The organism is Tardiphaga sp. (genome assembly GCF_028290785.1).
GTDB lineage: Bacteria > Pseudomonadota > Alphaproteobacteria > Rhizobiales > Xanthobacteraceae > Tardiphaga.
This window is the reverse complement of the sequence record NZ_JAQGJD010000247.1, coordinates 1-18977: the sequence shown is the minus strand read 5'-3', so window position 1 is coordinate 18977 and position 18977 is coordinate 1. Positions and strand designations below refer to the sequence as shown.

The following is an 18977-nucleotide window of genomic DNA, read 5'->3' as shown; positions in this document are numbered from 1 at the left end:
AACTGCAATTCGATCTCGCGGAAGCTGAAATAGTTCTTCCGGATCCACTGGTGCAGCTCGGTGGAAGAATCCTTCTCCGTGCGCAGATAGCCGGTGAAGGAAAAGTTCAGCCGGTCGATATAGGTTTTCAAAAACACCGGCAGCGCCGCGATCTGCAGCACGCGGCCCTGCGCCAGCGCCGGCGGAATCTCGCCGCGCAGCACGTGTTCGTTGTCGATGGCGTACAGCGCATGCGCCGGGATCTGTTCCTGCAGCATGGCGTAGGCGCGCAGCGAGGCGCGGTCGGTATCGGCCATGAACAGCACGATCGGCATCACGCCGCGTCTGGCTGCTTCCTTGGCAAAGCCGATCTCGGCGGTCATCTTGAAAAATTCGTCGAAGGCGTGATAGCCGAGGTCGATCACCTTGCCGACGTCGTCATGGACGATCAGCCGGTCCATCAGTGCCATCTTGCCGAAGGTGTCCTCGACCCCGGCGGTCTCGGTCAGCTTCGGCAGGAAGTCGAGCAGCGACGGTTCCTTCAGATTGATGTCGAAGGCCGTCACGCCGCCGCGCTGCAGCGCCAGGAATTCCGTGAGCAGCCGCGCGATCAGCGTCTTGCCGACCTGCGGGCGCGTCGAGCAGATGATGTAGACGGGCGTACGGCGCATGGCGGCAATATATCGGGCGATCAGGATGGTAGTTCGATTTTAACGGATGCCGGGCGGCGGCCGTGCGCTCCCTCGCCCCGCCCGGCGAAGCGAAGCTTCGCTAGGCGGGGAGAGGGCTGGGGTGAAGGGCTCTTCGAGCAAAACGCTGGCTCCCCCTCACCCGAAGCCTCGCTGACGCGAGGCTCCGACCTCTCCCCGCAGAGCGGGGAGAGGTGAAGAAGCGCTACTTCTCGCCGGGGCGGTTGGGCTTGTCGTTGACGAGGTCGGTCAGCTTGATGCGGTCGAACTCGCTCCACACGTTGGCCAGCCAGTGCCTGACATAGCCGCGCAGCACGAAGGAATAGTTCGCGGCCTCGTCATTGACGCCCTTGTTGGCGACGAATTTGAGGAACGGCACCGAGGACACCTCGACCTGCTCGTAGGCCATCTCGTTGAGTTTCGGGATGGTGATCTCGACGGCGTCCTTGATACGGTGGAAATAGGAGTTGTAGGTCGCCTGGTCCCATTCGAAGAAGCTGGTGTTGTTGATGAAGTTCTTCACCAGGAAATACTTCGCGCCGTTCATGAAGGCGGCGGTCTCGGCGATCTCGTCCAATGATGCGATCGACGGGCCCAGTATATGGAACACGGCGAAGGTGATCTGGCCGGACTTGGCGGCGTCGAGGAAGCCGATGTCGCGCAGGTTGGCCAGCGCCGTGGAGAGCAGGCCGGCGCGCACGTCGATCACGGTGACCGAGGGCGCCGAGGAGTTCAGCGTATCGAAGATCTTCATCTGGTCGGACGTGGTCGTCATATCGACGATCTCGGTGATGTCCGGATGGAAGCGCTTCAGGGTGCCGCGCGGCGATTCGGTGTCGAAGGCGCGGGTGGGGACGTTGTTGGCGCTGAAATAATCCAGCACCGTCCGCGACACCGTGGTCTTGCCGACGCCGCCCTTGTCCGCGCCGACCACAATCACTGCTGGCTTCGCCATGAAAATCCTTTACGTGCCGAGAGGCTTTGCGCGATCAAGAATCGCGTGGAGGCACCGTACCCCAAGCCGACTTTGGGCGCGAACATGGCAGAAACATGGGGGATTTCAATAGTGGCCGGCTTCTTGTCCGGGGAATGACCTCACCTATGCCGGCCCCAGGGACCCTGCGTTGCCCCCTGCGCCGTCTCCGCATCGCCCCATGGCCCGGAGCGCGGCGGCAGCGGCGGGCTGGCGCCGTCGGACAACGCCGGATCGTCGGTGTCTCCCGGCAGCGCCAGCCGGCCGGGGTCATGCCCCCCTGCGAATTTCACCAGCGCCGCCACCCGGGAGTCCACCGAGGGATGCGTCGCGAACAGGTCCGCAAAGCCCTCGCGCGGGTTGTCGATGCACATTTCCATCACCGCCGAGGTGGCGCCCGGCAGCTCGCCGCGGTTCTCGATTTTGCGCAAGGCCGAGATCATGGCGTCCGGGTTCTTGGTCAGTTCCACCGAGCCGGCATCGGCCAGCAGTTCGCGCGAGCGCGACAGCGCCAGCCGCACCACCAGCGACAGCGCCCAGGCCAGCGCGATCAGCGCCACCGCGAGGATGATCACGAACACCGCGCCGCCGCCGGAGCCCTTGTTGTTGTCCGACGAGGACGATGATGAGCGCGACGAGCGGCCGCCGAAATTCATTCCGGAATTGATGAACATGCGGAAGAACAGTTCGGCGGTGAAGCCGACCACGCCGGCGATGATCACCGCCACCACCATCAACTGCACGTCGCCGTTGCGGATGTGGGTCAGTTCGTGGCCGAGCACCGCTTCCATCTCGTCGTCGTTCAGTGCGCGCAACAGCCCGGTGGTGACGGTGATGGAATATTGCCGCGGGTTGAGGCCGGTGGCGAAGGCGTTGAGCGCATCGGACTCCATGATCTTCAGTTTCGGCATCGCGATGCCGCGCGAGATGCACAGGTTCTCCAGCAGATTATACAGCCGCGGCTGCTGCTGCCGGGTGACGTCCTCACCGCCGGTGATGGCGTCGATCATGTTCTGGTGAAAGAAATAGGCGATCACGATCCATGCCGCGGCGCCGATGGTGGCGTAGGGCAGCGCCTTGATCAGGTCGCGGGTGGCCGCATTGAGATAATACTCCACCGAGCCGTTGCTGGCGATCGCCACCTCGGCAATCAGCGCGCCGGCAAACACCATCACATAGATCAGCAGGAACAGGCCCGCGAGCAGCACCACCGAGCGCGTCTTGTTCGAGGCGATGTGGGTGTAGAGACCGTAGGCGGCCATGGAATTCTCCTCGTCATTCCGGGGCGCAAGCGGCGCCAGCCGCACGCGAACCCGGAATCCGGAGATGTTCAAAACATCCCGGGGTTCCGGGCTCGCTCGGGCTGCGCCCTCGCGCCCCGGAACGACAGCTAAAATTTCACCTGCGGCACCGCCTCGACTTCGGCGCGGGCCGTGCCGAGATCGAAGAATTCCTTGCGGGTGAAGCCGAACGTGCCGGCGAACAGCGCCGCGGGCATCTGCTGGATCCCGGTGTTGTATTCCGAAACCGCATTGTTGAAGAAGCGACGGCTGGCGGCGATCTTGTTCTCGATGTCGGAGAGCTCGGACTGCAACTGTTGGAAATTGGCATTGGCCTTGAGATCCGGATAGGCCTCCGACAGCGCGATCAGCCGGCCGAGCGCGCCGGAGAGCTGGTTTTCTGCGGCGCCGACCTGCGCCGGGCCCTGCGCCGACATCGCCGAATTGCGCGCCTTGATGACGTCGTCGAGGGTGCCGCGCTCATGCGCCGCATAGCCCTTCACGGTCTCGATCAGGTTCGGGATCAGATCGTGCCGCTGCTTCAGCTGCACGTCGATATCGGCGAACGACTGATCGACCCGCTGCCGCAGCGCCACCAGCCGGTTGTAGGCGGCAAAGGCAAACAGCACGAGCGCGACGATGACGCCAAGAAAAATCCAGCCGGTCGACATGGTGACAATCCCCCAATTCAACATCGATGCCGCAGCCTAGACGATATTCACGCCGCAGGGCAGGGGCCGCGCGGCGGCGGCAGCGGTTGGTCGCGGCGATGGAAATATTCGTTCAATGCGTATGGGGTGATGTTGGAAGCGGATCGCGGCGAGATAGCCGCGAACGCTGTAACTCCCTCCCCCCTTGCGGGGGAGGGCAGGGGTGGGGGTGGCAAGGAATGCCGAAGCCAGCGTGTGCGGTCACCCGTCTCCCTAACCCTCCCCCGCAAGGGGGGAGGGGACGAAGCGCAGTTCACTATTCAGCGCATCGACGATGCAGCTTACGGCTTCGCCATGTGCCAGGCGCCATTCAAAAAGCCGTCGCCATTGGTGTCGCCGGCGGCCATGTCCTTCTTGAAGGTGTAGAGCGGCTTGCCCTTGTAGGCCCACATCTTCTTGCCGTCGTCGCGCACCACGATGGTCATGTCGGCGGTCGGCTTGGCGTCGTCGGCGGCGATCAGCGCCGGCCAGTTTTCCGCGCACGGGCCGTTGCACGCCGACTTGCCGGCGGAGTCCTTGTCGAAGGTGTAGAGCGTCATGCCCTTGGCATCGACGAAGGTCTTGCCCTTGGCGGTGTCCGCGGTCTTCAGCATCTGCGCGGAAGCCGCGGACGAGGCGAGCACGAAAGCGAGGGCCGCAACAGCGGCGAATGTCTTGGTCGTTATCCTGGACATGTGACGTTACTCCTGATGACACGTTGAACGCGGATGCGTCAGGAGAACAAACGCCGGCGTGAGAGAATTATTCCGGTGTTTCGTTCGAATCGAACACCGCATCGCCCCAGTCGAATTTCCGGTAGCGCGCATACGTCGCCTTGTCGCGGCGCGGCGCGACGGCGGCGATCACGCCGGCATCAGTGCATAGTTTCAAGGTGATCGCGACCTTGGTCGTCACCGGCTTCGCCAGCACGCGCGAAGGGCGTTGCGCCGGCGCGGTGCGCGACAGCGCCACATAGATAAATCTTTCGTCCTCGTAGGGAAGTTCTGCGGATTTGAGTTGTTTATGCACTTTGGAGCGCTGCAGCCGCTGCGTGAAGTGGCACCAGTCCGGCGCCGTCAGCGGACAGGGATGGTCGTGCGGGCACGGCGCGACGACGTGCGCGCCGTCGGCGATCAACATCGCGCGCGCATCGAGAATGCGCGCATAGCCGGCCGGCGTGCCGGGCTCGACGATGACAAGCGTATCGCGTGTCTTCGCCCACATCGCCGCGATCATTTTTTTCCGCGCGGCGTCGTTCAGCTCGTTGATCACATAGCTGGCGATCACGAGATCGGCCTGTGGTGCTTCGGCGAGCCTCAAAGCGGCATCGCCGAGATCGTAGCGCAGCGCCGCGAGGCGCGAGCTGCCCGCGGTGAGATCGAGCGCCAGCGCGCGCAGCGCCGGGTTGGCGTCGAGCAGCGTGAAGGCGTTCAGTGAGTCGAACGCCTGCGCTGCGGCCCAGCTCGCGGTGCCCGGTCCGGCGCCGCAATCGAGCAGGCTCACCGGCGCGAAATCGGGCCGCACTTCGCTGAGTGCATTGAGGCTCGCAATCACCGCCGCATAGGTCGCCGGCATCCGCGCCAGCCCATAGGCCAGCGCGTCGGCCTCGCTGCGGATGGCGACGGAGCCGCCGCCGGCGCGATAGGTTTTCGAGATCGCATCCGCGCGCGCCGCGGCATCGGTCCGCGACAGGCCGTGCAGTCTGGCGTTCAGCGCGGCGGTGAGTTCGGCGGGGAGGTCGGGGGCGGTCATGGCAGCGCGCCCTCTTTCTTTCTTCCCTCCCCCCAAAGCGCAGCGAAGCTGCGCGTGGTGGGGAGGGTGGCCGCGCGTAGCGCGGTCGGGTGGGGGGTGGTGCAACACGGATGCAGAGCGTGGGGCGCCCCCCACCCCGGCCTCCACTTCAAGCGATGCTGCGCATCGTTTTCGTTCGGCCAACCCTCCCCGCCGCAAAAGCGGGGGGAGGGAAGCCATCGGCTTCGCGTTTCAGTTACGCCACTTCCTGATCGAGAATCTTCACCGCGTTCTCGAGATCCACCGAGATCAACTGCGAGACGCCGCGTTCGGCCATGGTCACGCCGAACAGACGGTGCATGCGCGCCATGGTGATCGGGTTGTGGGTGATGGTGATGAAGCGGGTCTCGGTGGTGGCGGCCATTTCGTGCAGCAGGTTGCAGAACCGCTCCACGTTGTGGTCGTCGAGCGGCGCGTCGACTTCGTCGAGCACGCAGATCGGCGACGGGTTGGTCAAAAACACCGCGAAGATCAGCGCCAGCGCGGTCAGCGCCTGCTCGCCGCCGGATAACAGCGACAGCGTCTGCGGCTTCTTGCCGGGCGGCTTGGCGACGATTTCGAGGCCGGCCTCGAGCGGATCGTCGCTCTCGATCAGCTTCAGTTCGGCCTCGCCGCCACCGAACAGTTCGACGAACATCCGCTTGAAGTGGCCGTTGACGATCTCGAACGAGGTCAACAGCCGCTCGCGGGCTTCCTTGTTGAGGCTCTGGATGCCCTGGCGCAGCCGCTTGATGGCTTCCACCAGGTCGTCGCGCTCGGTGGCCAGGCTGTTGTGCGAGCCTTCGACTTCGTTGAGTTCTTCCTCGGCGCGCAGATTGACCGCGCCGAGCCGTTCGCGGTCGCGGCGCATCTTTTCCAGCTCGGCTTCGATCTCGTGCAGCGGCGGCAGCTCGTGGCCTTCCTTGATCTCCGCCATGGCGGCAACGCCTTCCGGCTCCACTTCCAGCATGTCGCGGATTTCGCGTTCGATGTCCTCGAGCCGGCGGCGGCCGCCTTCCATGCGCTCCTCGGCGCGGGCGCAGGCCTCGCGCGCGCTGGACAAGGCTTCCAGCGACGCCTTGGCGTCGCGGTCGGTTTCCTTCATGGCGTTCTCGGCGACCTGCAGCGCGTCCGCGGCGAGCTGGCGCGCCTCTTCGGCGCTCTCGACTTCCGAGATCAGCGCGCGGCGCTTCTGCAGGAAGATCGCCGGGGCGTCTTCCAGCTCGGCGCGCTCGGCAGTGACTTCGGCGACGCGCGAGGTCACGGTCTGGATCTGCGACGCAGCACCCGCCTTGCGGCTGGCCCATTGCGCGCGTTCCGCGATGATCGCCTGCAGCCGGCGGTCGGCGAGCTCGGCATCGCGCGCCAGCGCCTGGGCTTCGGCGCGGACCTGCGCCGCGAGCCGGCGATGGCCCTCGATCTCGCCGCGCACGGAGGCGAGCTGCGCCTCGGTGTCGGCACTGTCAGGCAGATATTCCAGCGCGGCGTGCGCGCTCTCATGCGCGGCTTCGGCTTCCATGCGGTCGTTGGCCAGGCGCGATTGCGCCTCGGTCAGCGCCGAGCGGCGGGCGGCGTGGCGGTTGATCTCGCGCTCGGCATTGGCATGGCGCTCGCGGGCCTGGTCGATGTCGCGGCGGGCATTGCGCAGCGCGTCGCGCGACGCGGCTTCCGCGGCCGAAGCCGACTTCAGCGCAGCCTCGGCCTGCTCCAGCGCTTCGCGCTTATATTGCGCATCGACGCGGGCCGCTTCGAGATCGGCTTCGATGTCGGTGAGGCGGGCGCGTTCGGCGAGGCGGCGGGCGGCGCCGGTCGGTGCATGAGCGCCGGCGACAAAGCCGTCCCAGCGCCAGACGTCGCCTTCGCGCGACACCAGCCGCTGCCCGGTCCTGAGCTGCGAGACGAGGGCCGCGCCCTGTTCCTTGCTGACGATGCCGATCTGCTTCAGGCGACGCGCCAGCTCCGGCGGCGCATTGACGTGGTCGGCGAGCGACTCCACGCCGTCCGGAAGCGCGGGGTCTTCGGCGTGCACGCCGGCATCGGTCCAGCGCATTGGCGCCGAGGGATCCACGGGGGCGTCGAGGTCGTCGCCGAGCACCGCGCCCAGCGCCTTCTCGAACCCCTTGGTGACGCTGACGCCGTCGATGATCGGCGGCCACAGATTCTTGGTCTCGCCGTTGAGAATTTTGGAGATGGTGCGGGCTTCGGTCTCCAGCCGCTGCACCTTCTTGTCGGCCTCGTTGAGCGGCGCGCGCGAGGATTCCAGCGTTTGGCGGGCGGCCAGATGCGCGGATTCCGCGTCCTGCACGGTGCCTTCGGCCATCACCAGGATTTCCTGCGCGGTCTCCATCAGCGCGGCGAGTTCGTCGATATCGCCGAAGCCGGACGTCGTCTGCGTCAGCCGCTCGATCTCGGCTTCGACATTGGCGATTTCCTGGCCCAAACGCGTCAGCCGGTCGGCGTGGGTCTTCACGTTGGACTGCAGCTGGTTGCGCTTGGCGGTCATGTCCGCATGCGCGGTGGTGAGTTCGGAGAAGGTGCGCTCGGCGGCGGCCAGCACGGCCTCGGCCTCCGAAACGCGGTCATCGACGCCGCCGCGCTGATCGATGCGCGACGCGATCTCTTCCTTCAGCATCACGTCTTCTTCGTCGAGCTTGAGCAGCGCGATCTCGGCGTCTTCCGCCTGCTGCATCTCGCGCGCCACGTCGCTTTCGAACTGCGCGAGCCGGCGGTCGAGTTCACCGACGCGCTCCTTGGCGCGGACTTCCTCGCGGTCGAGCTGCTCGCGGGCATTGGTCAGGCGCTGCAGGCCGGCGGCAGCGCGGGCCTCGGCCTCGCGCAGCCCCGGCAGGTCGTTGGCGCGGATCGCCTGGATGCGCGCGGCTTCGCCCTGTTCGCGGGTGCGTTCGGCGAGATCGCGGACGTTCAGGTCGTGGGTCTGCTGGGCTTCGGCGACGTCCACATGGGCCTGCATCCAGCGGATGTGGAACAGCAGCGCCTCGGCCTTGCGCACCTTTTGCGCCACTTCGCGGTAGCGGATCGCCTGGCGTGCCTGCTTCTTCAGCCCGTCGATCTGGCCGGAGAGCTGGCCGATCACGTCCTCGACGCGGGTCAGATTGGTTTCGGCGGCCTTGAGGCGCAGCTCGGCCTCGTGGCGGCGAGCATGCAGGCCGGCGACGCCGGCGGCGTCTTCCAGCACGCGGCGGCGCGCTTCCGGCTTGGCCTGGATGATTTCGCCGATCTTGCCCTGATGGACGAGGGCGGGCGAACGCGCGCCGGTGGCGGCGTCGGCGAACAGAATTTGAACGTCGCGGGCGCGGACGTCGCGGCCGTTGATGCGGTAGCTCGAGCCGGCGTCGCGCTCGATGCGGCGGGAAATCTCCAGAATCTCTGAGTCGTTGACCATCGCCGGCGCGGTGCGGTCGGTATTGTCGATGGTCATCACCACTTCGGCGTGGTTGCGCGAGGCGCGGCTGCCGGAGCCGGCGAAGATCACCGCGTCCATGTCGGCGGCGCGCAGCGACTTGTGGGACGTCTCGCCCATCGCCCAGCGCAGCGCCTCGACCAGATTCGACTTGCCGCAGCCGTTCGGCCCGACCACGCCGGTGAGGCCGGGTTCGATCATGAAATCGGTGGGTTCGACGAAGGATTTGAACCCGTGCAGGCGCAGGCGCGTGAGTTTCATGGACACGTTACTCTATGGTTCCCGCCGGCGAACGGCCGGGCGGCGCAAGGCAGAGCAGAGGCAGAGCGCGAATCGTCCAGTGCAAACAATACCATAAACGGTATGGCGATGCGCGCCGGGACTCGCTGCAATGCAGCTCTCAAGGGCCGGACAATGGCCGCCGGGGGCGCGAAGGGCAACGCGGGGCGGGGGGTTTTCCAGAGGTTTGGAGCAGATCTTTGTCAGCCCAATCCCACGCGACCATGAGTCCTGATCACGACCGCTTCTTGCATTCCTGCAATGTAATGCCCCTGGAGTTTTAGAGACACGCTGGTTGGCGTGACGTTCGCAGGCAGTCTCAAACAAAGATGGGCGAAGCCGGCCGCAGATTTTCCGTCGACGGGAGGATTCACCGACCACTTTACGGCTATCTTTTTTCCCTTCTTCGCCTCATCGCGGATCTGGGATCCGCCTTCGCTCTTCTTTCGAGCAGCGATGATTGCGCTGTTGGGCTTCAAAATTTCTGCTGAAGTTAAAATGAGAGATTGGCGAATATTGTCAAACGTCAACTTGATAACGTACCAATCGCCATCTTCTGCATGTGGATTAAACAGAAATGTTGCTCGCGGTTCTGCAGCCATTCTGCTTCTTCGCGCATCGGATCTGTTCAAATACAGTGCCAAAGTGCCCGTACCGGCACCAATAAAGCCTGATAGCGTTTTGCAAAGCTCCCACCAGTCGATTGTCATTTGGTATCCTCAACTTGCCAACTGAGCTGTAGCCGTAGGGGCAAAGTGCAACATGCCCACCGCGCAGTCGAGGATATTTGAGAGGGGCGGCGAGCACGGCGCAAGAGCAAGCGTAGCCCGCATGAGCGGAGCGACATGCGGTGCGTTCTGGAGCACCGTCGTCCCGCATATCGCTTCGCTCATGCGGGCTACATGGCTAATGGGCCGATTGCTCGCATAAAACGCCGAATTACTTGCCAGCTAGCCGTAGGGTGGGGAAAGAGAAGCGTGCCCACGTCTTCGATCGGCGGGACGCGTGGGCACGGCGCAAGGGCGCCTTTGCCCACCCCCATTTACCCTCTCCGCTACTAGCGTGGCGTTCGCGTCCCAACGGCTCCGTTGTAAGGATTGACGTTACCGCGGGTGCTGTAGTTGTCGCTTTGAGTGCTATTGGGGTTGGTTGCCTGATGCGGTGCGACATATGTGCCGCTGCTCGTGACGTGTCCACCGACGCCGTGACTGTTCGAATTCGAGCCGGTGCCAAAAGTGCCGTATGTCTGAGCTATAGCGCCAGTCGCCATCGCAACCATCGCTGCCGCCAAAATCCATTTTGTCATTTGGTATTATCCCTCCCTTGGTTTTATTGTGGCGGGATACAATCATTATAGAGAACACGAGTCCAATGATTGCGCTTCTTATTTGTGTAGTACCCGCAAAATAACTCAAGTGGAGTGCTATATCGATAGCGTGGATGTCGCTTATCGTACTTATCTGACGTCGGAGCGCGCTGCACTAAAGGTGCAGTAGCCGTAGGGTGGGCAAAGCGAAGCGTGTAACGTCTTCGATCTGCGGGTACGCGTGGCCACGGCGCAAGGTCCTTAGCCCACCCTACCAATCACTGTTGACAATATTCCTTTATTGACTATATTCCCCTCCGTCCTGTCGAACGAGGGGCGCTTCATGAGGCGTTCTTGGAGTGGGGCAGGATGCGGCGCCTGCGGCCGTGGCTCGCACCCACGGACTCGGGAGGTCGGGGGTCACCGTCCGTGCCCACTACGGGGCGCTGCTCTAAATGAGCTGGACGGATGCGGGTAAAGCGGGCGAAAGCCCGCTGAATGGCGCCACGACCTGTCCGTGACAGGCCGAGGAGGTCTCCTGCAGACGGAAGTACGGTCCCCCGAACAGAAAAGCCGCGGTGGCGCGCCGAAAGGCGATGCGCGTGGCGTGATCGCCCTTCGCCGGGCGGCGGCGCCTTGCGCGACTGCTACCCCCGCGCCTTTCGGCGCGCCGCTCCCCTCATGTCCGGGGGAGATCTTTGCAACCCTCGGGCGCTGCGGCGTCGCGAGAACGCGAAGGCTTGGCTGTTCAACACTGGGCTGTTTGAAGCGGTGGATCGGAATGTTAGTCATGCGACGATGCCGCACGCGGTAGGCGTTGGCGTCGCTTCTCTCTGCTTGCGCGATCGTCTATGTTCTACGGATACCGCCGGGGACGCGCTGTGTTCGAGGGCTTCTACAAGTGTGAGTACCACGCCGGCGAGGTGGCCGGCCGCAGCGTCATGCATGTCCATGGCGGCCGCATGCTGGGTGGCAATTCGGCGTTCGCCCATGTCGGCTCCTACCAGCAGGACGGCGACGAGATTGTCGGGCGCGTCGCCGGGCAGCGCCACGCAGCGGATCGGCGGTTTCGCACGCTGTATGGCAATGACGACGACGAGATCGTCATCCGCGGCCGCGCCGAGGGCAACACCTTCCGCTTCGAGGGCGCGCCGGAGCGGGCGCCTGATGCGGTGCTGCGCTCGGTGATGACCCCGCTCGACGACGACTCGCTGCCGCCGGCGGGCGAGGTCGGCGACGGCGGTGTCCTCAACGGGCTGTATTCGCTGCACATCCGCATGCTCGACGGGCTGCAGGGCGGCCTCACCGGGGTGATGGTGCTGCATGACGGCCGCATGCTCGGCGGCGATGCGTTCTTCTATTATCTCGGCGCCTATTCCTCGGCCAACGGCCGCTGGAAGGGCGAGATCGTCAACCAGGAACACACGCCGGCGAAGGGCGATCCGGTGTTCGGCGGCCACGAGGTCGGCATCGGCTTTTCCGGCAGTTGCGATGCCGAGGGCGCGGCCTGGGAAGCCACCGCGCTGGCCGGCAAGCGCAGCCTGCGGCTCGCCGCCACGCTGACGCTGTTGCAGCGGGCGTAAGGCAGGCCGCCCTGCCAGAGCCTGCAGGACGGGTCGCCGGCGTCACTTCACAGCGACGACAACCTTTCCCTTCGCACGGCCGGTTTCGACATAGGCCAGTGCCTCGTTGGTCTCCTCGAACGGAAACACCCGGTCCACCACCGGGCGGATGTCGCCGGCCTCGATCAGAGAAGTGATTCTCGCAAGCTGCCCGCCATTCGCTGTCATGAAGAGAAACGAATAGCTGATCTCCCGGCGTTTAGATTTTCTCCTGATGCCGAAGCTCAGCAGGCCCATGACCTGCTGGAGCAGCCAGCCGAAGCCGTTCTGTTTCGCGAATTCCCGATCGGGCGGGCCAGAAATGGAGATCAGCTTGCCGCCCGGTTTCAGCACGGCCAGGGACTTTTCCAGCGTGTCCTTGCCAAGGGCGTTCAGCACGACGTCATAGCCGTGCAGCACTTTCTCGAAGTCCTCCTTTTTGTAGTCGATCACGACGTCTGCGCCGAGACTTTTGACGAAAGCGACATTTCCCGTGCTCGTGGTCGTGGCCACATGGGCCCCGAGATGCTTGGCCAGCTGGATCGCGATGGTGCCGACACCGCCCGAGCCGGCATGGATCAGGACCTTCTGCCCCTTCTGCAGATTGGCCCGCTCGACAAGCACCTGCCATGCGGTCAGCGCGACAAGCGGCATGGATGCGGCTTGCGTCATGCTGAGGTTGTTGGGCTTCAGCGCCACGTCGGCTTCATCAATGGCGATGAACTCGGCGAATGTACCTATTCGATGATCGCGCGGCCGCGCATAGACCTCGTCGCCCACCTTGAACCGACGGGCCTTCGGTCCTGTCCTGACAACCGTTCCGGCGACGTCGTGCCCCAGGATGAAGGGCGGACGATAGGGCAGGATAAGCTTGAATTCGCCGTCCCTGATCTTGCCGTCGAGGGGGTTTACGCTGGCGGCATGAATCTCGACCATGACGTCGTTGTCACGCAACGCCGGCATGGGACTGTCGCCGAGCCGCAGCGCGCCGCCTTTCTTGTAGCGATCGATCAGGAATGATTTCATCAGACTAACTTTCGTTTCCATAGCAAGCAGGCAGACCGAGCAAGGCCGTCAGACCGGCAAGCGGAACTGCTTGCGCAAGCTCTTGTCGAATATCGCTGCGGGGGCAAACCGGCGCAGGATGCTGATCTGCTGCGCGGCCTTGCCAGCGGTATAGCGGCGTCGCGGACTGGCATCGGTCGCGGCCTTGACGACCACAGCGGCTACGACATCCGGCAGATCGGCTTTAGGCATCACATCGCGAAGCAGCGCGTCGAGGCCAGCCCGAGCGCCATCATATTCATTCAAGATGGAATCCGGCTTGATCCCATTCTGGTCGAAGACGGTACGGACGAACGCCGGCTCGATCACCGAGACGCGAATATTGAAGGCACGAACCTCGTGATCCAGTGATTCCGAGTAGCCCTCAATGGCGTGTTTTACCGCCGAATAGTGAGCCGAATACGGCGCGGGTATCAGGCCCAGGATCGAGCCTATGTTGATGATGCGCCCTTGGCCGCGCCGCCGCATCGATGGCAACACTGCATTGGTCATCCGGATGACGCCGAACAGATTGACGTCGAACAGCGCTTGCACCTGTGCAACCGAGGATTCTTCGGCGCCCCCAACGAGGCCAAGACCGGCGTTGTTGACGAGAAGATCGATCCCGTCGGCGCGGCTGAGCACCTCATCGACGACGCGCTGCACGGATGCATCGTCGATCACGTCGCAGACCAGCATCGTGATCCCGTCTGCGGTATTGGGCATCGGCTTTCGGCTGGTGCCGAAGACGCGGTAACCGTCACGCCGCAGCGCTTGCGCCGTCGCCAGCCCGATACCGGAGGAAGCACCCGTAACCAGGGCAATGCCGCGTGCTTTCTTGCTCATAGGTTTCCGCTTTCATTTTGTTGTGGAACATCGATGAGCGATGAGTTACTATGAAAACAATAGTAAGTCACTACTAAAAAGATACCGACATGAAGAATCTTTCGAACGAGCCCTGCCTGATCGCCCGGAGCCTGGCGCTCGTGGGGGACGCATGGAGCATGCTGATCATGCGCGATGCCAATGCCGGGCTGACCCGCTTCGATGATTTCCGCAAAAGCCTCGGTATCGCTCCGACCATGTTGACGGGGCGGTTGTCAGCCCTGACCGAGGAGGGGCTGCTGGCGAAACGCCGGTATTCGGAGCGTCCGCCACGGGACGAATATGTGCTGACCGAGGCCGGCCGCGACTTGTTGCCGGTGCTGTTTTCAATCGGCGCGTGGGGACGCAAACATCGCGGCGGCGGCAAGGTGACCCGGTTCTTCGACGCCGAGACTGGAACGGAGATCGATCCCGTCACCATCGACCGCGCCACAGGCGCTGCGGTCGGAACACGTCCCATTCGTATCGCCGCACCCGAATGAGCCGCCCCGGGGCAGTTGGCGCCAATGCTGGCACCAGTGACCTGGGCGTCATCGACGTCACAAACGTCGCGGGTTTTCGCGGTTTCCTAATGCGCGTTCGTCGATCGCGCGCGCGTCATTCGACGCCTACTCCGCGGCAGCCGGCGCCGGCAGCAACGCGTTCTGCACTGCCCAGGACAGGTCGATGTTCAGCGAGAACGCCGTTGAGCCTTCCTCGATAATCGCCTGCGGGTTGGCCGCCAATGCGCCGGCCTTGTCCAGCGCGCTGCGATAGTCGGCTTTCAACGCGGCGAGGTCCGCATGGCCCGGGAAATCATAGAACGACAATTCATCGGGCTGCAGGCCAGGTTTCTCCGCCAGCAGTCGCTTCAAAATCTGGCCGCCGCTGAGGTCGCCCAGATAGCGCGTATAGGCGTGCGCGATCAATCTCTCCCCGTCGCCTTCGGCGGCCTGCGCGATGCGCGCGGCATAGGCCTCGCCGGCGGGCAGTAGCGGAATGCCGGCAAAGTCGCCGCCGCATAGTGCGGTGATATCGGCCTGCAGCGGCGTCGCGCGATCGAGGCGATAGGCCGCCAGTGCCGCCAAAGCGGGCGTGTCGCGGTGCCGCTCAAGGCCAAGCTCCAGCGCGCGGTAGGCCGGCAGCAGGTTTCGCTGCAGCAGGATGTAGCCGTCGCGGCTGGCCTCGCCGCGCAGCAGGTCGCGGATAATTCCGGATCGTTCCGCTTCGGTATGGAGCGTCTTGGTGCCGAGATAAAGCGCGCTCACCACGCTGGTCGGCGCGGTGGTGTTGGCGATGGCCGTGGTCATTCCCCGTCTCTTTCTGTGCGGCATCGCCAGGCGACGCCGCTCCGCGTCCTGAAACCGGTTCAGGCGTTATGTGTCATCGGATCGATCAGGCCGCGTGCCTTCGGGGGTGCGGGGGCTGCATCGATCGGCATCATACCGGCTCTCATGGCGGCCACAAGCCCGGGTCGCGCGGTCCTAGCCGGCGTCGTGTTTCGACGGTCGCGTCAAGCGCAGCCGGCCGTGGGTGCGCGGCAGGAACTGCGCGCCCTGCTCGCCGAGAAACCGCTGCATCGCCTGCGCCGGCGGCAGCAGCACCTTGTCGCGGCGCGAGACCACGAACCACTGCCGGACGATCGGCAGCCCGACCACGTCGAGCATCGCCAGCCGCCGCTCGTCGAGTTCGGTGGCCACCGTATGCGCCGAGATGAAGGCGATGCCGAGCCCGGCGATCACCGCCTGCTTGATGGTCTCGTTGCTGCTCATCTCCATGCCGATGGTCGGCCGCACGCCGGCGGATTCGAACAGTTGCTCCATCAGCCCCCGCGTGCCGGAGCCGGGCTCGCGGGTGAGAAAGGTCTCTCCCGCAAGGTCGCTTAACGCCAGCTTGGCTTTCCGCGCCAGGCGATGCGCGGTCGGCGCGATGATGACGTGGGGGTGATCGCCGATCAGGTGCACGTCCATCTCGATATCGACCGGCGGCCGGCCCATGATCGCGAAGTCGAGATCGTAGCCGCGCAGCGCCGCGCCGATCTCCTGGCGGTTGCCGATGGTCAGCCGCACCTCGATCTCCGGATGCAGCTTGGAGAAGCCGGAGATCGCGAACGGCACGAAATATTTGGCGGTCGATACCGCGCCGATCGAAATTCGGCCGCCGGTCTTGCCGGCCATCATCTCCAGCGACGTGGCACAGGCCGCCATCGCCGCCTCGATGCGTTCCGACAGCGCCAGCACTTCGCGGCCAGCGTCGGTCAGCACCATGCCGTCGCCGGTGCGCTGGATCAGCGGCAGGCCGGCCAGCGCCTGCAGGTTGCGCAATTGCAGCGTCACCGCGGGCTGGGTCAGGTGCAGTTTTCCAGCGGCCGCGGTGATGCTGCCGCTGGCTTGCAGCGCGGCCAGCGCGCGCAACTGCCGGATAGAGACGTCGCGAAAGCGCTTCGACATATAAGGAAAGCTTTCGTCACAGCGAAGATAATGAAATTTCCCTTATTTAGCGGCGGTCGTCAATATCTGTGGGCAACAGGAGTGGCCGCCTTCGGGTGTGTCAATGCAACCAACGCCCATGCCAGAAGGGGCGGTGCATTTCCTGGGAGGCGACGATGACCCAAGACCTTAAGACCCGCGACCTGACGCTGTTTCGGCATACCAATTCGTTCGCGGGGCAGGACCCCGTGCGGCTCGCTGTGGCGGCGGCGGTGGATGCCTTTGCGGTGGCCTCGATCGAGATTTCCGAACTGATCGGCCGCGGCGCGCTGGCCGGGATTACCGGTGCGGCGCAGGGCGGCGAGAACGCCGACGGCGACGTGCAGAAGGACCTCGACGTCCGCGCCGACCAGATCATCCGCGCGGCGCTGAAGGCCGTGCCCTACGCGGCGCTGGCCTCGGAAGAGGCCGAGACCCATGAGGTCGGCGATGCCTCCGGTCCGATCTCGATCGCCTACGACCCGCTCGATGGCTCATCCAACATCGAAACCAACATGACCGTGGGCACGATCTTTTCGATCATGCCGGCGGACACCGGCGAAACGCCGTTCACCGGCCGTGGCAGCGCGCAGATCGCCGCCGGTTTCGTCGTCTACGGCCCGCAGACCTCGCTGGTGCTGACGCTCGGCGACGGCGTCGATATTTTTACGCTGGATCGCGCCGAGCGCACTTACAGACTGATCCGAAGCCGCGTGCAGATTCCCGCCGAGAGCGCCGAATACGCCATCAACGCCTCCAACCATCGCCACTGGGAACAGCCGGTGCGCGACTTCGTCGAGGAATGCCTCGCCGGCGAGGAGGGCCCGCGCAACAAGAACTTCAACATGCGCTGGATCGCGTCGCTGGTCGCGGAGGCCTATCGCATCCTGATCCGCGGCGGCGTGTTCCTGTACCCGTCCGATGCCCGCAAAGGCTATGGCGATGGCCGGTTGCGGCTGTTGTATGAGGCGCATCCGATGGCCTTCATCGTCGAGCAGGCCGGCGGCGGTGCCATCACCGGCCGCGAGCGCATTCTCGATCTGGCGCCGACGTCCATTCACCAGCGCGTGCCGTTGATCATGGGTTCGATCGACAAGGTGCAGCGCATCGAATTGCTGCATCTTGATCCCGCCGCTGCGACCAAGGTCGATCCCTTGTTCGCGCGCCGGGGCCTTTTCCGTGTCTAGAGGGCCTCATGTCGCGAAAGCATCCGATCATTTCGATCACCGGCTCGTCAGGCGCGGGCACCACCTCGGTGAAGCGAACGTTCGAGCAGATCTTTCGCCGCGAGAAGGTCGAGGCGGTCTATATCGAGGGCGATGCGTTCCATCGTTATGACCGCCTCGAGATGCGCAACCGGATGGCAGACGAGTCCGAGCGCGGCAACAAGCACTTCAGCCATTTCAGCCCCGACACCAATTTGTTCGAAGAGCTGGAGGCCACGTTTCGCGACTACAGTGTCACCGGCTCCGGGAGGACGCGCACCTACATTCACGACGATGTCGAAGCCGAGAAACACGGCGGCGCGCCCGGCACCTTCACCGAGTGGCAGCAGCTTCCGGAAAATTCCGACCTGCTGTTCTATGAAGGCCTGCACGGCGCGGTGGTAACCGAGACGGTCAACGTCGCGCAATATGCCGATCTCAAGATCGGCGTCGTCCCGGTCATCAATCTCGAATGGATCCAGAAGCTGCACCGAGACCGCAGCGATCGCGGCTATTCCACCGAAGCGGTTACCGACACCGTCCTGCGCCGGATGCCGGACTACATCCATTACATCTGCCCGCAATTCAGCGAGACCGACATCAACTTCCAGCGTGTGCCGACGGTGGACACGTCGAACCCGTTCATCGCGCGCTGGATCCCCACGCCCGACGAATCGATGGTGGTGATCCGCTTTCGCAATCCGCGCGGCATCGACTTTCCCTATCTGCTGTCGATGATCCCCGCCAGTTTCATGTCGCGCGCCAATTCCATCGTGATCCACGGCTCGAAGCTCGACCTGGCGATGCAGCTCATTCTGACGCCGCTGATCCTGCAACTGATTGAACGCAAGCGCGGCGCGAAATAGCGAGACTCTCACACAACAGGAGGTCCCATGGCACGCATTACCCTACGGCAATTGCTGGATCACGCCGCCGAGCACGGCTACGGCGTGCCGGCCTTCAACATCAACAATATGGAGCAGGGTCTCGCGATCATGGACGCCGCGGCGGCGGTCGATGCGCCGGTCATCATCCAGGCCTCGCGCGGCGCGCGGTCCTACGCCAACGACATCATGCTGAAGCATATGATGGACGCGGTGATGGAGATCTACCCCCACATTCCCGTCTGCGTGCATCTCGACCACGGCAATGAACCGGCGACGTGCATGACGGCGATCCAGGCCGGCTTCACGTCGGTCATGATGGACGGCTCGCTGAAGGCCGATGGCAAGACGCCGGCGGACTGGACCTACAATGTCGACGTGACGAAGAAGGTGGTGAACATGTCCCATCTCGGCGGCATCTCCGTCGAGGGCGAGCTCGGTGTGCTCGGCTCGCTGGAAACGGGCATGGGCGAGAAGGAGGACGGCCACGGCGCCGAGGGCCAGCTCTCCCACGACCAGTTGCTG

General features: G+C 64.3%; 17 protein-coding genes. 5 read left to right on the top strand and 12 right to left on the bottom strand.

Features of this window, described 5'->3' with window-relative positions:
- The 8 genes from JWR89_RS15620 to JWR89_RS15585 all read right to left on the bottom strand — a co-directional run.
- Positions 1-650 (bottom strand): hypothetical protein (locus tag JWR89_RS15620; RefSeq protein ID WP_299717698.1); only part of this gene is annotated, 650 nt, incomplete at its 3' end.
- Between the two features lie 223 nt (positions 651-873).
- Positions 874-1623: a hypothetical protein gene (locus JWR89_RS15615; protein WP_299717697.1), complete on the bottom strand. Its 750-nt coding sequence runs from the start codon at positions 1621-1623 to the stop codon at positions 874-876.
- 140 nt (positions 1624-1763) lie between these two features.
- Positions 1764-2903 carry a M48 family metallopeptidase gene (locus JWR89_RS15610; RefSeq protein ID WP_299717695.1) on the bottom strand — a complete coding sequence of 380 codons (1140 nt, stop codon included), beginning with the start codon at positions 2901-2903 and terminating at the stop codon, positions 1764-1766.
- Between the two features lie 128 nt (positions 2904-3031).
- A complete protein-coding gene (locus JWR89_RS15605; RefSeq protein ID WP_299717693.1) occupies positions 3032-3592 on the bottom strand; it encodes a LemA family protein in 561 nt (186 codons plus the stop codon).
- Positions 3593-3912: 320 nt separating this feature from the next.
- Positions 3913-4305 carry a hypothetical protein gene (locus tag JWR89_RS15600; protein ID WP_299717691.1) on the bottom strand — a complete coding sequence of 131 codons (393 nt, stop codon included), beginning with the start codon at positions 4303-4305 and terminating at the stop codon, positions 3913-3915.
- 67 nt (positions 4306-4372) lie between these two features.
- Positions 4373-5362 carry a small ribosomal subunit Rsm22 family protein gene (locus JWR89_RS15595; RefSeq protein WP_299717689.1) on the bottom strand — a complete coding sequence of 330 codons (990 nt, stop codon included), beginning with the start codon at positions 5360-5362 and terminating at the stop codon, positions 4373-4375.
- Between the two features lie 235 nt (positions 5363-5597).
- Positions 5598-9062, bottom strand: a complete 3465-nt coding sequence (gene smc / locus JWR89_RS15590; protein WP_299717688.1) for a chromosome segregation protein SMC — start codon at positions 9060-9062, stop codon at positions 5598-5600.
- 221 nt (positions 9063-9283) lie between these two features.
- Positions 9284-9790, bottom strand: coding sequence for a hypothetical protein (locus tag JWR89_RS15585; protein ID WP_299717687.1), 507 nt, complete (start codon positions 9788-9790; stop codon positions 9284-9286).
- Between the two features lie 1477 nt (positions 9791-11267).
- On the opposite strand from JWR89_RS15585, the gene JWR89_RS15580 reads away from it, so the two are divergent.
- On the top strand, positions 11268-11969 hold the full coding sequence (locus JWR89_RS15580; RefSeq protein ID WP_299717700.1) for a GrlR family regulatory protein: 702 nt from the start codon (positions 11268-11270) through the stop codon (positions 11967-11969).
- A 42-nt stretch (positions 11970-12011) separates the two neighbouring features.
- On the opposite strand, the gene JWR89_RS15575 is transcribed toward JWR89_RS15580, so the two are convergent.
- Together JWR89_RS15575 and JWR89_RS15570 are read right to left on the bottom strand one after the other, a co-directional pair.
- Positions 12012-13013 (bottom strand): NADP-dependent oxidoreductase, encoded by a 1002-nt coding sequence (locus JWR89_RS15575; protein WP_299717685.1) that lies wholly within the window; start codon positions 13011-13013, stop codon positions 12012-12014.
- Between the two features lie 48 nt (positions 13014-13061).
- Positions 13062-13877 carry an oxidoreductase gene (locus tag JWR89_RS15570; protein ID WP_299717683.1) on the bottom strand — a complete coding sequence of 272 codons (816 nt, stop codon included), beginning with the start codon at positions 13875-13877 and terminating at the stop codon, positions 13062-13064.
- An 89-nt stretch (positions 13878-13966) separates the two neighbouring features.
- Between JWR89_RS15570 and JWR89_RS15565 the strand changes: the two genes are divergently transcribed.
- Entirely contained in the window at positions 13967-14398 is a 432-nt protein-coding gene (locus JWR89_RS15565) for a helix-turn-helix domain-containing protein (protein WP_299717682.1), read from the top strand.
- A gap of 126 nt (positions 14399-14524) precedes the next feature.
- Here JWR89_RS15565 and JWR89_RS15560 read toward each other — a convergent pair whose 3' ends face one another.
- Together JWR89_RS15560 and JWR89_RS15555 are read right to left on the bottom strand one after the other, a co-directional pair.
- Positions 14525-15205 carry a biliverdin-producing heme oxygenase gene (locus tag JWR89_RS15560; RefSeq protein WP_299717680.1) on the bottom strand — a complete coding sequence of 227 codons (681 nt, stop codon included), beginning with the start codon at positions 15203-15205 and terminating at the stop codon, positions 14525-14527.
- 174 nt (positions 15206-15379) lie between these two features.
- Positions 15380-16345, bottom strand: coding sequence for a LysR family transcriptional regulator (locus JWR89_RS15555; protein WP_299717678.1), 966 nt, complete (start codon positions 16343-16345; stop codon positions 15380-15382).
- Between the two features lie 155 nt (positions 16346-16500).
- Here JWR89_RS15555 and JWR89_RS15550 point away from each other — a divergent pair, with 155 nt between their 5' ends.
- The 3 genes from JWR89_RS15550 to JWR89_RS15540 form a co-directional block, all read left to right on the top strand.
- Positions 16501-17550: a class 1 fructose-bisphosphatase gene (locus JWR89_RS15550; RefSeq protein WP_299717676.1), complete on the top strand. Its 1050-nt coding sequence runs from the start codon at positions 16501-16503 to the stop codon at positions 17548-17550.
- A gap of 8 nt (positions 17551-17558) precedes the next feature.
- Entirely contained in the window at positions 17559-18434 is an 876-nt protein-coding gene (locus JWR89_RS15545) for a phosphoribulokinase (protein WP_299717674.1), read from the top strand.
- Between the two features lie 27 nt (positions 18435-18461).
- Positions 18462-18977 (top strand): class II fructose-bisphosphate aldolase (locus JWR89_RS15540; protein ID WP_299717672.1); only part of this gene is annotated, 516 nt, incomplete at its 3' end.

Bases quoted from the DNA above. Each gene is read 5' to 3' on its own strand.
- JWR89_RS15615 (WP_299717697.1), bottom strand. From the start codon at position 1,623: ATGGCGAAGCCAGCAGTGATTGTGGTCGGCGCGGACAAGGGCGGCGTC.
- JWR89_RS15610 (WP_299717695.1), bottom strand. From the start codon at position 2,903: ATGGCCGCCTACGGTCTCTACACCCACATCGCCTCGAACAAGACGCGC.
- JWR89_RS15605 (WP_299717693.1), bottom strand. From the start codon at position 3,592: ATGTCGACCGGCTGGATTTTTCTTGGCGTCATCGTCGCGCTCGTGCTG.
- JWR89_RS15600 (WP_299717691.1), bottom strand. From the start codon at position 4,305: ATGTCCAGGATAACGACCAAGACATTCGCCGCTGTTGCGGCCCTCGCT.
- JWR89_RS15595 (WP_299717689.1), bottom strand. From the start codon at position 5,362: ATGACCGCCCCCGACCTCCCCGCCGAACTCACCGCCGCGCTGAACGCC.
- smc (WP_299717688.1), bottom strand. From the start codon at position 9,062: ATGAAACTCACGCGCCTGCGCCTGCACGGGTTCAAATCCTTCGTCGAA.
- JWR89_RS15585 (WP_299717687.1), bottom strand. From the start codon at position 9,790: ATGACAATCGACTGGTGGGAGCTTTGCAAAACGCTATCAGGCTTTATT.
- JWR89_RS15575 (WP_299717685.1), bottom strand. From the start codon at position 13,013: ATGAAATCATTCCTGATCGATCGCTACAAGAAAGGCGGCGCGCTGCGG.
- JWR89_RS15570 (WP_299717683.1), bottom strand. From the start codon at position 13,877: ATGAGCAAGAAAGCACGCGGCATTGCCCTGGTTACGGGTGCTTCCTCC.
- JWR89_RS15565 (WP_299717682.1), top strand. From the start codon at position 13,967: ATGAAGAATCTTTCGAACGAGCCCTGCCTGATCGCCCGGAGCCTGGCG.
- JWR89_RS15560 (WP_299717680.1), bottom strand. From the start codon at position 15,205: ATGACCACGGCCATCGCCAACACCACCGCGCCGACCAGCGTGGTGAGC.
- JWR89_RS15555 (WP_299717678.1), bottom strand. From the start codon at position 16,345: ATGTCGAAGCGCTTTCGCGACGTCTCTATCCGGCAGTTGCGCGCGCTG.
- JWR89_RS15550 (WP_299717676.1), top strand. From the start codon at position 16,501: ATGACCCAAGACCTTAAGACCCGCGACCTGACGCTGTTTCGGCATACC.
- JWR89_RS15545 (WP_299717674.1), top strand. From the start codon at position 17,559: ATGTCGCGAAAGCATCCGATCATTTCGATCACCGGCTCGTCAGGCGCG.